The organism is Natrinema marinum, assembly GCF_024296685.1.
In the GTDB taxonomy this organism is placed as follows: Archaea; Halobacteriota; Halobacteria; order Halobacteriales; family Natrialbaceae; genus Natrinema; species Natrinema marinum.
On record NZ_CP100763.1, the window covers coordinates 2067652 to 2081622 of the forward strand.

General features: G+C 63.8%; 11 protein-coding genes and 1 pseudogene. 10 read left to right on the forward strand and 2 right to left on the reverse strand.

The genetic code is table 11. The features are described from left to right. Positions 1 to 28: 28 nt before the first annotated feature. The 9 genes and pseudogenes from NKH51_RS10225 (at position 29) to NKH51_RS10265 (ending at position 10784) form a co-directional block, all read left to right on the forward strand. Positions 29 to 457 (forward strand): RICIN domain-containing protein, encoded by a 429-nt coding sequence (locus NKH51_RS10225; RefSeq protein WP_256527526.1) that lies wholly within the window; start codon positions 29 to 31, stop codon positions 455 to 457. Between the two features lie 407 nt (positions 458 to 864). Continuing rightward, positions 865 to 2124 (forward strand): RICIN domain-containing protein, encoded by a 1260-nt coding sequence (locus tag NKH51_RS10230; protein ID WP_254761582.1) that lies wholly within the window; start codon positions 865 to 867, stop codon positions 2122 to 2124. Between the two features lie 363 nt (positions 2125 to 2487). Continuing rightward, complete coding sequence (locus tag NKH51_RS10235) at positions 2488 to 3369, forward strand: alpha/beta fold hydrolase (protein ID WP_254761583.1); 882 nt, start codon at positions 2488 to 2490, stop codon at positions 3367 to 3369. Positions 3370 to 3557: 188 nt separating this feature from the next. Continuing rightward, a pseudogene (locus NKH51_RS10240) lies at positions 3558 to 4373 on the forward strand (alpha/beta hydrolase); the annotation flags it as partial. 27 nt (positions 4374 to 4400) lie between these two features. Then, positions 4401 to 4829, forward strand: coding sequence for an RICIN domain-containing protein (locus NKH51_RS10245; protein WP_256527527.1), 429 nt, complete (start codon positions 4401 to 4403; stop codon positions 4827 to 4829). Between the two features lie 395 nt (positions 4830 to 5224). Then, positions 5225 to 6040, forward strand: a complete 816-nt coding sequence (locus tag NKH51_RS10250; RefSeq protein WP_254761584.1) for an alpha/beta hydrolase family protein — start codon at positions 5225 to 5227, stop codon at positions 6038 to 6040. 299 nt (positions 6041 to 6339) lie between these two features. Next, on the forward strand, positions 6340 to 8619 hold the full coding sequence (locus NKH51_RS10255) for a methyl-accepting chemotaxis protein (protein ID WP_254761585.1): 2280 nt from the start codon (positions 6340 to 6342) through the stop codon (positions 8617 to 8619). Positions 8620 to 9281: 662 nt separating this feature from the next. Then, the gene (locus NKH51_RS10260; RefSeq protein ID WP_254765143.1) at positions 9282 to 9476 is read left to right on the forward strand and encodes an RICIN domain-containing protein; all 195 of its coding nucleotides are present in this window, start codon (positions 9282 to 9284) and stop codon (positions 9474 to 9476) included. A 432-nt stretch (positions 9477 to 9908) separates the two neighbouring features. Beyond that, the gene (locus tag NKH51_RS10265) at positions 9909 to 10784 is read left to right on the forward strand and encodes a lipase/acyltransferase domain-containing protein (RefSeq protein WP_254761586.1); all 876 of its coding nucleotides are present in this window, start codon (positions 9909 to 9911) and stop codon (positions 10782 to 10784) included. 332 nt (positions 10785 to 11116) lie between these two features. Here NKH51_RS10265 and aspS read toward each other — a convergent pair whose 3' ends face one another. Further along, positions 11117 to 12421, reverse strand: coding sequence for an aspartate--tRNA(Asn) ligase (gene aspS / locus NKH51_RS10270; protein WP_254761587.1), 1305 nt, complete (start codon positions 12419 to 12421; stop codon positions 11117 to 11119). 86 nt (positions 12422 to 12507) lie between these two features. On the opposite strand from aspS, the gene NKH51_RS10275 reads away from it, so the two are divergent. Continuing rightward, positions 12508 to 13302 (forward strand): SIR2 family NAD-dependent protein deacylase, encoded by a 795-nt coding sequence (locus NKH51_RS10275; protein ID WP_254761588.1) that lies wholly within the window; start codon positions 12508 to 12510, stop codon positions 13300 to 13302. 21 nt (positions 13303 to 13323) lie between these two features. Here the strand turns inward: NKH51_RS10275 and NKH51_RS10280 are convergent, their stop codons facing one another. Beyond that, positions 13324 to 13971: a helix-turn-helix domain-containing protein gene (locus tag NKH51_RS10280; RefSeq protein ID WP_254761589.1), complete on the reverse strand. Its 648-nt coding sequence runs from the start codon at positions 13969 to 13971 to the stop codon at positions 13324 to 13326.

Genomic DNA, 13971 nt, shown 5'->3' on the forward strand with positions numbered 1-13971 from the left:
CGGTGCACCTCGCGGGACGCCGACGGGGATCGCCGAGGGGACCTACCGCGTCACGAACGCCAATAGCGGCAAACTGCTCGAGGTCGCGAACGCGAACACGAGCGACGGCGCGAACGTCCGGCAGTTCGCCGACACCGGCCACCCGTGTCAGGAGTGGGTCGTCAGCGACAACGGTGACGGCACCTACACGTTCGAGAACGCCAATAGCGGGAAGTTCCTCGAGGTCGCGAACGCGGAGACGGTTAACGGCGCGAACGTCCGGCAGTACGCCGATACCGGCCATCCGACCCAGGACTGGGTCGTTCTCGACAACGGCGACGGGACCGTCGCCCTCGAGAACGCCAACAGCGGCAAAGTCGCCGAAGTCTACGAGGGAAGTACCTCCGACGGCGCCAACGTGAACCAGTGGTCCTGGAACGGTGGCGCGTGGCAGCGCTGGACCTTAGATCGGGTCTAATCCCAGGGCCGACCGCGCTGCCCGGACGCGGATAGTTCGGACGGGAGCCGATGGTCCTCGAGCGGTTCACCGCGGTCCGTCGGCGACCCAGCAAGACGGATAGCCGTCGTCGAACGCTTTTCGTCAGGGTCGTCTACTCACCGAACATAACGCGGGCGTTCTCTCAAGCGACGTTCCGCGGGCGCGGCGCCCGCACACAACGCTACCCACTTCGCCGGTTCGATCCTCGAGAGGCGGGCCAACGCCACTACAAGTACAGTGTACGTCGCGTGCTCGCCGAGCAAACGGCGGCTGAGCGTGTTGGCCCAGAATGATTGATGCATAATATTTCATCATCCGTGTTTTGAATATGCTCATAATAGTGGGAGAACAAGCAACTGGCTCGTACCGAAATGAGGGGGTGTAGTATGTCAGACGAGCGTACACCCGACGACTCGTATTCGACCGATCGACGAACGCTCCTCAAGACCACCGCGACGGCGGCCGCCGCGACCGTGGGGATCGGCGCCGCGATGGGGTCGGCCAGTGCGGACACCGACTCGATCATGGAGGTAGACCTCCGAGGCGGTATTCCACCGGTATCGGCGGCACCGCAAGGGGAGGACGAGGTTATCTTCAACGTTCACGGCTACACCGGGTCGTCGGCCAGCGTCAGCCAGTCAGCACAGCTCCGGGATACGATCCGGAGCCTCGGCAACACCGAGACGGTGACCGCGGTGACCTGGGACGACAGCGGGCTCCCCAGCTCCGCCGAGGCCAGCGCCCGCCAGCAGGGCGCGGACTTCGCCGACTGGATGGAGGGGTACATCCAGGCGAACCCCGGCACGACGATCCGAATTCTCGGTCACTCGATGGGCGGGATCGTTACGTACGAGTTTCTGGCCGCCGCGGAGGGCCGCTTCCGGGTAGCCAACGCCGACACGATCGGCTCCTACGAGGTCACCGACGCGCCCTGTGACGGGTCCGCGTTCCACGCCGCGATCGAGAACGTGGCGAACTTCGTCGGGAACTACTACTCGACGAACGACTCCATCGCACGACTCGGCAGCGGACCGGCCGACTGCGGCTGGGGGGGCGGCTCGCTGCCGTCGAACTACGCGGACGTCGACGTAAGCGGCTCCGTCGGCAGTCACACCACCTACAAGGCGAGCACCGGGTTCGGGCAGGCCTACCTCAGTAACTTCGCACCACCCGTCGACCGCGGTGGCAGCGGTGGCGGTGGCGGGTCGGGCGCGGAGATCGCCAACGGAACGTACCGGCTTACGAACGCCAACAGCGGGAAGTTCCTCGAGGTCGCCAACGCGGACACGAGCGACGGCGCGAACGTTCGGCAGTACGCCGATACTGGTCACCCGTGCCAGGAGTGGGACGTGAGCGCCAACGGCGACGGCACCTACACCTTCACCAACGTCAATAGCGGGAAGTTGCTCGAAGTCGCCAGCGCAGGCACGAGCGACGGCGACAACATTCGACAGTACGCTGATACCAGCCACCCGTGCCAGGACTGGATCGTCCTCGACAACGGTGACGGTACCTACACCCTGGAGAACGCCAACAGCGGCAAGGTCGCAGAAGTCTACGAGGGAAGTACCTCCGACGGCGCCAACGTGAACCAGTGGACCTCGAACGGCGGGGCCTGGCAGCGTTGGAACCTCCAGCAGATCTGAGCCACGATCGAAACGTACCGGGAATCGATAGGTGGCAAGCGCTCCGATTGATCCCTGGGGCACCGAACTCATAACTGCCGATCCGACCCCTCGAGAGTTCTCGCGTTCCTGTCGAACTCGGTAGCGTCAGCGACGTGTCCACCGACCGGCCCTGTCTCTCTCGGCGCAGTGGCGATCCATGGCCGCGGCCTCGGTCACCGACTGCAGCGTTCGATTCTCCCTTGAGACCACGAACACTGCCGTTCTCTGCGACGCCCTGAAAACCGTGCGCCGCTGTGGAAAATATCTACCACCCCATATTAAATACACTCAATAACGATAGGCAAAGTACAACGAAGGTCGAGGCATATGATGAACCGTCGCATGACAGACCACGACACCCACGATGAGCAGCGACCTGCAGACGAATCACGGACGACCGATCGACGATCGCTCCTGAAAGCGACTGGGACGACGATCGTCGGCGGCGCGGGACTGGCCGCCGCGTCCAACTCGACGTCCGCCCAGTTCGGCGGCCCAGAAGTCATTCAGGTCGATGACGGCTGGTTCGGCTGGAGCGCCGACGATAGCCTCCCGGTCACCGACGAACTCCTGATCTTCATCCACGGCTGGTTCGGCGATACCACCGTCGAGAGTCAGGCAACCTCCGTGCTCGATTCGCTCGAGGCTGGCGGCTATTCACCCGATCAGACCGTCGCCATCGAGTGGCCAGGCAGCACGCTCAACTTTTTCGGCGCCGAGGCCGATACCGAAGACGTCGGCGAGGTCGTCGCCGGTCTCATCGAGGAGTTCTACGACAACGGTGGCGGGAGCGTGCGACTGGTGGGTCACTCGCTCGGTGGCCGCTGTGTCTACTGGACCGCCACGAAGCTTAGCAGTGGCTACGAGATCGAGACCGTCGCCGGGCTCGGGGCCGCCGCGGACGGCTCGGAGATCTGCGGCGATCCGTGGAATCCCGGGCTCAGCAACGCCTGCGAGGTCCGCAACTACCACTCCGAAAACGACTCGACGGTCGGCGGGGCCTACGGCGGCCTCGGTGACACCGCACTCGGTACCGAGGGCGCCGGCTGTGACCCCGCCTCGAACTACACCGACGTCGACGTCACCTACAGCGTCGGTAGCCACCTCGCGTACCTCGGCGACAGCGCCGTCGGCTCGGACCTCGCCGCGGCCATCAACGCCGGAAGCTGTAGCGGCACCGGCGGCGACGATGGCGGCGACGACGGCGGCTGGTTCGACTTCTAATTTTCGCTCGACCGCATTGCTTTCAGGGCACACCTAGGGGGGAGCAAGGTGCGCTCGCCGAGAAGGGGCGGCCGGATGCGCCATATAACCAATTTGTTATTCGTAACATTTTATGCGAGGGGTGATAAGTATACTCAGAAAGATGGGATAAAACCCAACCGAATAGTACCTAAATGTGCGGCTGTCGAATGACAGACAACGACAACCTCGACGAGTCACAGACGACCGATCGACGAACGCTCCTCAAGACCGCCGGCACGACGATCGTCGGCGGCGCGGGACTGGCCGCCGCATCGAATTCGGCATCCGGTCAGACAAGCGGCCTAGAAGTCGTCAGCGTCGACGACGGCTGGTTCGGCTGGAGCGCCGACGGGAGTCTGCCGGTCACCGACGAACTCCTGATCTTCATCCACGGCTGGTTCGGTGATACCACCGTCGAGAGCCAAGCAACCAACGTGCTGAATTCCCTCGAGGCCGGCGGCTATTCGCCCGATCAGGCCGTCGCTATCGAGTGGCCGGGCAGCACGCTCAACTTCGTTGGCGCCGAGGCCGACACCGAAGACGTCGGCAACGTCGTCGCCGGTCTCATCGAGGAGTTCTACGACAACGGCGGCGGGAACATCCGCCTCGTCGGCCACTCGCTCGGTGGCCGCTGTGTCTACTGGACCGCGACCAAACTCGCTGACGGCTACGAGATCGAGACCGTCGCTGGGCTCGGTGCCGCTGCGGACGGCTCGGAGATCTGTGGTAACCCGTGGAACCCCGGACTCAGCAGCGTCTGTGAGGTCCGCAACTACCACTCCCAGAACGACTCGACGGTTGGCGGGGCCTACGGCGGCCTCGGTGACACCGCCCTCGGAACGGAAGGGGCCGGCTGCGACCCCGCGTCGAACTACACCGACGTAGACGTGACCGCCAGCGTCGGCGGCCACCTGGAATACATGTCCGACGCGACAGTCGGTGCGGATCTCGCCGCGGCGATCAACGCCGGCTGTGGCGGCAGTGGCAGCGGTGGCGGAACACCCACGCAGATCTCCGAAGGAACCTACCGACTCACGAACGCCAATAGCGGCAAACTGCTCGAAGTCGCCAGCGCCGGCACAAGCGACGGCGACAACGTCCGGCAGTACGCCGACACCGGCCACCCGTGCCAGGAGTGGGACGTGAGCGCCAACGGCGACGGCACCTACACCTTCACCAACGCCAACAGCGGAAAACTGCTCGAAGTCGCAGGCGCCGGCACGAGCGACGGCGACAACGTCCGGCAGTACGCCGACACCGGCAGCCCATGCCAGGACTGGATCGTCCTCGATAACGGCGACGGGACCGTCAGCCTCGAGAACGCCAACAGCGGCAAGGTCGCCGAAGTCTACGAAGCGAGCACGGCAGACGGCGCCAACGTCGTCCAGTGGTCCTCGAGCGGCGGCGCCTGGCAAAACTGGACCCTCGAGCAAGTCTAATCCGAGACCGCGGATAGAACCACCGAGAGCGCCGATAGGCAACAGGGGCTCCGATCGGTGCCTGCGGGGCCGCGACTGCCGGTCCGAGTCTGGATCGCTCACACGATTTCGTGAGATCCGTCGGCTTCGACGACGCGTCCACTGTCGCGGCTCATGAGGGGAATTCGGACACGACGTTTTGGTTCTTTCAGCACGACGACGAGCAGCCGAGGGTATCGAACACCCGCTTCAGTCAGCGGAACTCCGTTTGGTGCGCATACTCGACCAGCCGAGAGCGGTCGCGCCTGTCGATATAGTAATCATGCAAATCTAACATTTTATCCCTCCGTTATTAAATACATTCATAATAGAGGAGTAAAATCCAATCAAAACGCCCCGAAACAAGCAGTCGTCGCATGACAGACCACGACACCCCCGACGAATCGCAGACGACCGATCGGCGAACGCTCCTGAAGACCGCCGGCACGACGATCGTCGGCGGCGCGGGACTGGCCGCCGCATCGAGTTCGGCGTCCGCCCAGTTCGGCGGCCCGGAAGTCATTCAGGTCGAAGACGGCTGGTTCGGCTGGAGCGCCGACGGCAGCCTCCCAGTCACCGACGAGCTCCTGATCTTCATCCACGGCTGGTTCGGTGACTCCACCGTCGAGAGCCAGGCGACCGACGTGCTGAACTCCCTCGAGTCGGGCGGCTATTCGCCCGATCAGACCGTCGCCATCGAGTGGCCGGGCAGCACGCTCAACTTTTTGGGCGCCGAGGCCGACACCGAAGACGTCGGCGAGGTCGTCGCCGGTCTCATCGAGGAGTTCTACGACAACGGCGGCGGAAACATCCGTCTCGTCGGTCACTCGCTCGGTGGCCGCTGTGTCTACTGGACCTCGACCAAGCTCTCGAGCGGCTACGAAATCGAGACCGTCGCCGGCCTCGGGGCCGCCGCGGACGGCTCGGAGATCTGCGGCGATCCGTGGAATCCCGGGCTCAGCAACGCCTGTCAGGTTCGGAACTACTACTCGCAGAACGACTCGACGGTCGGCGGGGCCTACGGCGGCCTCGGCGACACCGCACTCGGTACCGAGGGCGCCGGCTGCAATCCCGCGTCGAACTACACCGACGTGGACGTGACCGCCAGCGTCGGCGGTCACCTCGAGTATCTCGGCGACGCGACGGTCGGCGCCGATCTCGCCGCGGCGATCAACAACGGCGGCTGCGAGTAACCGAACCAGTACCGTCGATCCGCTCTGCCAGCTGAACGACGGCGATCACACGTCTGTCGAACCGACGCGGCTCCTGCGTTTTTTCCCGCCCGGCCGTACTCAGATCAGTTCCCCGTCACGTTCCAGTATAATTTCCCTGGCCTGGATAAAAGTGTACCAATATATACACTAGTGGAGAGTACAATTATCATCGTTTCAACCCTTATTGATCGCTATTGCGGGCACTGAGTCCACTTTACGTTCTGGAATGGTCAGGACCCAATGATTTTTATAGATGTAATGATTCCCAGATGGTGTATATGGGAAATCCGGTCACTGCGTTATCAACCCGCATTAGAAGGAGTTACGCGCTCAAACTCGTTCTCGCACTGCTCGTCGTCGTCGCGGCGGTCGCCGCTATCGGGGCCCTGATCTACGTTCAGACGGGGACGAGTCTCGCGGACGACACGGAATCATCGATGGTCCAGTCGACGCTCTTGCAATCTGAATCCGTCAGCGAGTGGGTCGCCCACCATCGCGGACAGACGCGACTCCTGGCGTCCTCGGACGCGGTTCGAAGCGGCGACACGGATCGGATTCGATCGACGTTCAGAGCCGAACACGAGCGAATGCACGACGACGTGGCGGCGATCCACTACGTCGACGCCTCGAGCGGCGAGATCCTCGCGAGCACGAGCGAGGAGGCCGAGGACGCGTCCGTGAGCGACGCGCCGTGGACGAACGCCGATCTCAGTGGCGACCAACCCGTACTGTCCGAGCCCTACGATGCGCAAAGCGTCGACGTTCCCGTCGCCGGCGTCGTCACCGAGGCCGCCGGCGACGACGACCGACTCGTCGTCGTCCTCCTCGACCTGCCGGCGTTCGCGAACTCGCTCGAGACGCCTGCGGACGCCCACGGCTCCTTTACGCACGTAGTCGACTCGAAGGGGACCGTCGTGTTGAGCCACCACAACGAGCAGATCGGCGGCCCCAACATGCAATCGGACGGCCAATCGAATTCGATGGCCGTGAAAAAGGGTCTCAACGACGAGGTCGGCTACGTGGAGATGGACATGGAGTCTGGCCACCACACGGGGACGATGTCGATGGGCTACGCCCGCATCGAGGGGACCGACTGGGTCCTGATGACCCACATCCCGGCCGCCGAAGCGTTCGCCCTCCAAGAGGAGATCACGCAGTCCGTAATCGCGCTCGTGCTCGTCTCGCTGTTCGGCCTCGGCCTCATCGGCGTCGTCGTCGGCCGATCGACGAGCAACTCGCTCGGCACGCTTGCCGACAAAGCGACCGAACTCGAGAACGGCAACTTAGAGACGGAACTCGAGAGCGACCGGCACGACGAGATCGGGCAACTCTACGCCGCCTTCGCGAACATGCGGGATTCGCTGCGCGAGAGCTTACAAGAGTCCGAGAACGCCCGCGAACGGGCCGAGCGGAAGGGCCAGGAGATGGCGGAGCTCGCGGGCCACCTCGAAACGAAAGCGACGGAGTTTCGCGACGTGATGGAACAGGCCGCTGACGGCGACCTCACGCGTCGGATGGACACCGACAGCCACAACGAGGCGATGAGCGAGATCGCAACGGAGTACAACGAGATGATGGCCGAAATCGAGGCGACGACCGACGATCTCAAGCGCTTCGCCGACGAGGTCACGGGCCACGGCCAGCAAGTCACGGCCAGCGCCGCGGAGGTCCAGCAGGCCAGTAGCGAGGTGAGCAACGCCGTTCAGCGGATCTCCGACAGCACTGAACGCCAACACGAGACGTTCCGCTCCGTTTCGGAGGGAATGGAAGAGATTTCGGCTTCCACCGAGGAGATTACGTCGCTCTCGAACGAGGTGACGACGCTCGCCGAGCGGACCGCGGAGGCCGGCCAGGAGGGGACGACCGCAGCGAAGGCGGCGATCGACGCGATGGAAGAGATCGATACGGACGCCGAAGACGCCGTCGCGGAGATCGAACACCTCCAACAGCAGGTCACTCGCGTCGAGGAGATCACGGAGTTCATCCAGAAGGTCGCCGAGCAGACGAACATGCTGGCGATGAACGCCAACATCGAAGCGTCACGAACGGGGACGGGCAACGAGGGATTCTCGGCCGTCGCGAGCGAGGTCAAAGAGCTCGCCGCCGAGACGAAATCGTCGGCCGACGAGATCGACCAGCTCGTCGCCGACATCAAGACCCAGACCGACACGACCGCAACCGAGGTGCGGACGACCCGCCAGGGGATCGCCGAGACCGCCCAGACCGTCGAGGCGGCCGTCGACGCGCTCGACGAGATCGCCGGCTACGCCAAACAGACCTACGACGGGACCAAGGAGATCAGCGTCGCCAGCCAGCAGCAGGCCACAGCGACCGAGGAGATCGTCTCGATGGTCGACGAAGCCGAATCGCTGAGCCAGCAGGTCGCTGAAGAAGCGAGCAACGCCGCGGCTGCGGCTGAAGAGCAGACCTCGGCACTCGCGGAAGTGACCGAGAGCGCAAGCCACCTCGCCGAACGGGCGAACAACCTCCAGCGGCGGTTAAACGAGTTCGACACCGGGGGATCGCAAACGGCGGCCACGCCGCAGACGGGAGACTAGAACGCCATGATGGGGGCACCTCGATAGCCCCCGCGAGCGCAAGCGGGGACAGACACCCCGCATACCGGATCCGAGCACTGTTCTCGCTGAAATCGCAGCGTCGGGACCACGAGCAGTAACGCGTCGGATTGTACGCCACTTGAGAGTATTGCATATAGACACTTGGTATAAATTGCCGTAGTAGACTTCATAAATTCCCATCTTGTACCGCGTATGAAAATGTTCATGGGACGAAACGACGACACCCATCAGACGCCGGAATCGAACGGGACGAACCGGCGGACGCTGCTGAAGTTCGGCGGGACGAGTATCGGTGGCGCAGCCGGACTGTCGGCAACGGCCGGGTCGGCGACCGCACAGTTGTTCAGTTCCGGCATCGAGGAGTTTGAACTCGACGGCCTCGGTGCCGCCGATGAACTGCCCAGTAGCGACGAATCGGAACTGGTCATCTACCTGCACGGCGGCGGCGCCAGTTCGTCCGCCGGCGATCAGGGACAAAGTCTCGAGGACGGCCTCGCCAACGCCGGCTACGAGACGACCGTCGTCGCGGGCGTCTTCAGTACGACATCGGTCGGCGTCGGTGACGTGACATCTGAGGCGGCGGAACGTCCGCACAGATCGCCGAGGGAACCTACCGGCTCACGAACGTCAACAGCGGCAAACTGCTCGAGGTCGCGAACGCGAACACGAGCGACGGCGCGAACGGTCAGCAGTACGCCGACACCGGCCACCCCACGCAGGAATGGGTCGTCAGCGACAACGGCGACGGCACCTATTCGCTGGAAGCGGCCCACAGTGGCAAGGTCGCCGAAGTCTACGAAGCGAGTACGGCGGACGGCGCCAACGTGATCCAGTAGTCCTCGAACGGCGGTGCGTGGCAGCGCTGGACCTTCCAGCAGGTCTGATCCGAGACCATACCACGCAGCACGGATGCGGATCGTTCGAACGGTGATTGGAGATAGTTGGATGATTCACCGGTCCGTCGGCGAACCCAGCCGGCCGGACGTGCGTCTCCGTCGGCAGTCTCCTTTCGTCGCGCTCGTCGATCCGCCGACGTATCGTACGTGCTCTATGAACGCTCTATCGGATGTTCGAACGTCTGAATCTCACAGAAGCGACCACTGTCAGGCGTTAGCGTTCGTTGCCAACGGACGGGATCGGCCGTCGATTGACGCGGACGGGTGACTGTCGCCGAAATATCGCTCGATTCACATCTAGACCCGATATGAATACACTCGTATATGGGTAGAAAGTAACACCTTCACAGGTGGGGTCGTATTTACCGCATCATGCCAGATACCGATAGTAATAGAACGGTGGAATCGGACGGCTCGAACACGTCGACGCGACGGACGCTACTGAAGGCGACCGGAACGACGATCGTCGGTGCGACGGGACTGGCGGCGACGACGGGTTCGGCGTCAGCACAGTTGTTCGGTCCCGATATCGAAGTGATCGATGTCGGAAGTAGCATATTCGGTTCAGGTATCTTTCAGTCCCTTCCTGTCGAAGACGAACTGTTCATCTTCGTCCACGGCTGGTTCGGCGATACGACCGTCGAAAGCCAAGCCGAGGATGTCGCCGAGTCGATGATCGACGCCGGCTACGAAGCGGACGCCTACGTCGCGATCGAATGGGATGCCACGACAATTAATTTCGCGGGTGCGACCGCCGAGACGGAAGACGTCGGCGAGGAACTCGCCGAAATGCTCGAAGAGTTCTACGACTACGGCGGCGGCAACGTCCGTCTCATCGGACATTCGCTGGGCGGTCGCGTCGTCCTCGAGACGATAAACGAGATCGGTCCCGGCTATACGGTCGAGACCGTCGCACCCATCGGTGCTGCTGCAGACGGAGACATGGTCTGTGATGGTGGAATCGGTGGTGGTGAGTGGTACGACGGTATCGAAGACAACGCCGAGGAAGTCCGTAACTACCACTCCGAGAACGACACGACCGTCGGATCGGCCTACGGCGGTCTCTTCGGTGCCGCGCTCGGTAACGACGGTGCGGGCTGCCCATTCGATACCCCAGACAATTACACTGATGTCGACGTCACCTTTAGCGTCTTCAGTCATCTGGGCTACCTCGGAGACGACGAAGTCGGCTCCGACCTCGCCGAGGCGATCGAGGATCAGGACGGCGGGCTAGGCTGGTTCAGCTAGTCACTCTTCCACGATCGGATCGCCGTCTTGGAGTAGTGCGTTTCTGCTGGGACGAATCGACACCATCCTCGATCGTCGGGCGACACGCTATTTGCCGACCACGGACCGCCAAGAACGGAGTCGTGAAAACGATCCGAGAGACAGTCTCCACTCGAGGCGGACGCAAGACCCCGATGTACTGGACCGCTGACGATCGAGCGAGACGAACGAAATGAGCCTCGCGGCTCTCAGGTCTGTCGCCTATGGCGACAGACGTTGACGATCTCGCGGGAACACCGTTGGACTCCCTCCGGTCGTCCAACGAGCTCCCGCTCGACGGTTAGCGACCTCGCCTACGGCGAGAGTCGCTGTCGGTCTCGCGGGAAGAGAACAGCTTCTCGGATGTTGTCCAGCCCGAGAATCGTCATGATCAGGCGCTCGCCACCGAGACCGAAGCCGGCGTGGGGCGGCATGCCGTACTTGAACATCTTCGTGTAGTACTCGAACTGGTCGGGGTCGAGGCCCTGCTGTTCGAAGCCCTCGATGAGCTTCTCGTGGCGATGTTCGCGCTGGCCGCCCGAGACCAGTTCCATGCGCGGATGCATCAGGTCGAAGCCGGTCGACAGCTGCGGATCGTCGTCGTGATCCTTGATGTAGAACGGCTTGATCTCGCTGGGCCAGTCGGTGATGAAGTAGTGACCGCCGACATCCTGCCCGAGGGCTTCCTCGGCCGGCGTCGAGAGGTCGTCGCCCCAGACGAGTTGCTCGTCGAGTTCGCCCGTGGCGTTGATGCGCTCGATGGCCTCCTCGTAGCTGATGCGCGGGAAGTCCCCTTCGGGGACTGCGAAGTCCTCGGCGAGGTCGAGTTCCTCGAGTCGGTCGCCGAAGTTCTCCTGAACGGACTCGTAGGCGGCTTTGACGACGCCCTCGGCGACGTCCATAGCGTCGGTATGGTCACAGAACGCGCCCTCGAAGTCGATCGAGGTGGCCTCGTTCAAGTGCCGCGGCGTGTTGTGTTCCTCCGCGCGGAAGATCGGGCCGATCTCGAAGACCCGCTCGACGTTCGAGCCCGCGACCAGCTGCTTGAACAGCTGGGGCGACTGGTTCATGAAGGCCTCCTCGCCGAAGTAGGTAATCGGGAAGAGTTCGGTGCCGCCCTCGGTCCCCGTCGCGACGATCTTCGGTGTGTTGATCTCCGTACAGTCGTAGTCACGGAACTGGTTACGGACCGAGCGCAGCACGTCCGAACGGACCTCGAAGACCGTCTGGATCTCGTCCTTGCGGAGGTCGAGGGTGCGGTTGTCCAGTCGAGTGGAGAGGTCGGCGTCGACCTTTCCGGACGGGTCGAGGGGCAGTTCGGGGTCGGCGGGTGCGATAACCTCGAGGGACTCGGGCGTGACCTCGACGCCCGTCGGCGCGCGCGGCTCCTCCTCGACCGCACCCGACACTTTGACGACGCTCTCGCGAGAGACGCCCAGTCCCGTCTCGACGAGGTCCTCGTCCATCTCGTCTTTCTCGAACTTGATCTGGATCTTGCCCGTCGTGTCCCGAAGAATCAGGAAGGCGATCCCGCCGAGGTCGCGGATCTCGTGGACCCAGCCGGCAACGGTCGCGTCGTCGCCCGGCTCGGCGTCGGCAGTGTAGGTTCTGTCCTGCATACCTCCCGGTTCACGCAGGCGGAACTTAAGCGCAGTCGTTCGCACCGAGATTAATCGTTTTGCCGGACGGGCGCGACTAGGGGCGTATGGACGACCTCGAGCGACTCGCCGACGAGATACGGAGCGCGGACACGGTCGTCGCCTTCACCGGCGCGGGGATCTCGGCCCCCTCCGGCGTGCCGACCTTTCGGGGCGACGACGGCGTCTGGGAGCGGTTCGACGAGGGACAGTTCGCCTACGGCCGGTTTCAGCGCGATCCCGAGGGGTTCTGGGCCGACCGCGTCGAACTCCAGCGGGAGATGTTCGACGACGAATACCGGCCCAACGCGGCCCACGAGGCGCTGGCTGCGATGGGACGGGAGGGCAGTCTCGAGGCGATCCTCACCCAGAACACGGACGGACTACACGGCGATGCCGTCGGTTCGGTCCGCGACGGGAACAAGGGTAACGAGGTAGACGGAAAGCCAGAGACGACCGTCCTCGAACTCCATGGCAACTCCCAACGGGTTCGCTGTACGGACTGTGGAAACCGTCGCGACGGCGATCCGATCTTCGAGCGCGCGGCCGACGGCGACCTACCGCCGACGTGCGACTGCGGCGGCGTCTTCAAACCCGACGTGATCCTCTTCGGCGAGCAACTACCGGGTACAGTCATTCAACGCGCGCGGGTGCTCGCCCGCGAGAGCGACGCCTTCCTCGCGATCGGCTCCTCGCTCGTCGTCGAGCCCGCCGCCTCGCTCCCGCGGCTGGCCGCCTCGACCGGCGCGACGGTCGGCATCGTCAACCTCGAGTCGACGCCTCACGACGATACCGCCGACGTGGTGCTTCGCGAGGATGTGACCGACGTGCTCCCGCAGTTGCGCGACCTCGTGTCCGAGTGACTGGCGGCGGTCGGTGCCGACTCACTCGACCAGTTGGTTCTCGATCAACTGCGCCTGGCCGCGCCGCAGGCGCTCGCTGACGGCCTGCGTCGAGATTCCCAGTTGGTCGGCGATCTCGCTCAGCCCCGTCTCTCGTGGCACCTCGAAAAAGCCGCGCTCGTGGGCCAGGACGAGCGCCTCCCGCTGTGGGTCAGTCAGCGCCGACTCGTGCCCTCGCCGGCGCTCGTCGCCGTCGGAGAGCCGGTGTAACTCGAGGGCGACGCCTTCGTCCGCGAGAAAGTCGTAATACTCGCCGAACGATGTTCGATCCGGAAAGCGCATCTCGACCTCCCAGCGGTCGTCCGCGCCGCGACACTCGAGGAGTTCGCCGCCCGCGGTGACCCACTGGCGGTAGGCCGACACGACATCGGTCGGGCTTCCCTGCAGTCGATAGAGATCGCGTCCCTCGACCCCGCCGATCCGCTCGAAGTCCGCAACGGTCTCGTCGTCGACGAGCGCGCGTTCGACTCGCTCACGGTCGCGATGGCGAATCCAACAGAACGCGATTGGGCGCGTCGGGTCGAGGGCGTACTGGCGTTCGATGTCGATGTCGACCGACGGCAGCGCCTCGAGCGTCGGCCCGAGGACGAGCGCCGGCGACGACGCCTCGAACGAAGCGAGGAGACTCAT

Coding starts and splice junctions, on each gene's coding strand:
- NKH51_RS10230 (WP_254761582.1), top strand. CDS start 865: ATGTCAGACGAGCGTACACCCGACGACTCGTATTCGACCGATCGACGA.
- NKH51_RS10235 (WP_254761583.1), top strand. CDS start 2,488: ATGACAGACCACGACACCCACGATGAGCAGCGACCTGCAGACGAATCA.
- NKH51_RS10250 (WP_254761584.1), top strand. CDS start 5,225: ATGACAGACCACGACACCCCCGACGAATCGCAGACGACCGATCGGCGA.
- NKH51_RS10255 (WP_254761585.1), top strand. CDS start 6,340: ATGGGAAATCCGGTCACTGCGTTATCAACCCGCATTAGAAGGAGTTAC.
- NKH51_RS10265 (WP_254761586.1), top strand. CDS start 9,909: ATGCCAGATACCGATAGTAATAGAACGGTGGAATCGGACGGCTCGAAC.
- aspS (WP_254761587.1), bottom strand. CDS start 12,421: ATGCAGGACAGAACCTACACTGCCGACGCCGAGCCGGGCGACGACGCG.
- NKH51_RS10275 (WP_254761588.1), top strand. CDS start 12,508: ATGGACGACCTCGAGCGACTCGCCGACGAGATACGGAGCGCGGACACG.
- NKH51_RS10280 (WP_254761589.1), bottom strand. CDS start 13,971: ATGAGTCTCCTCGCTTCGTTCGAGGCGTCGTCGCCGGCGCTCGTCCTC.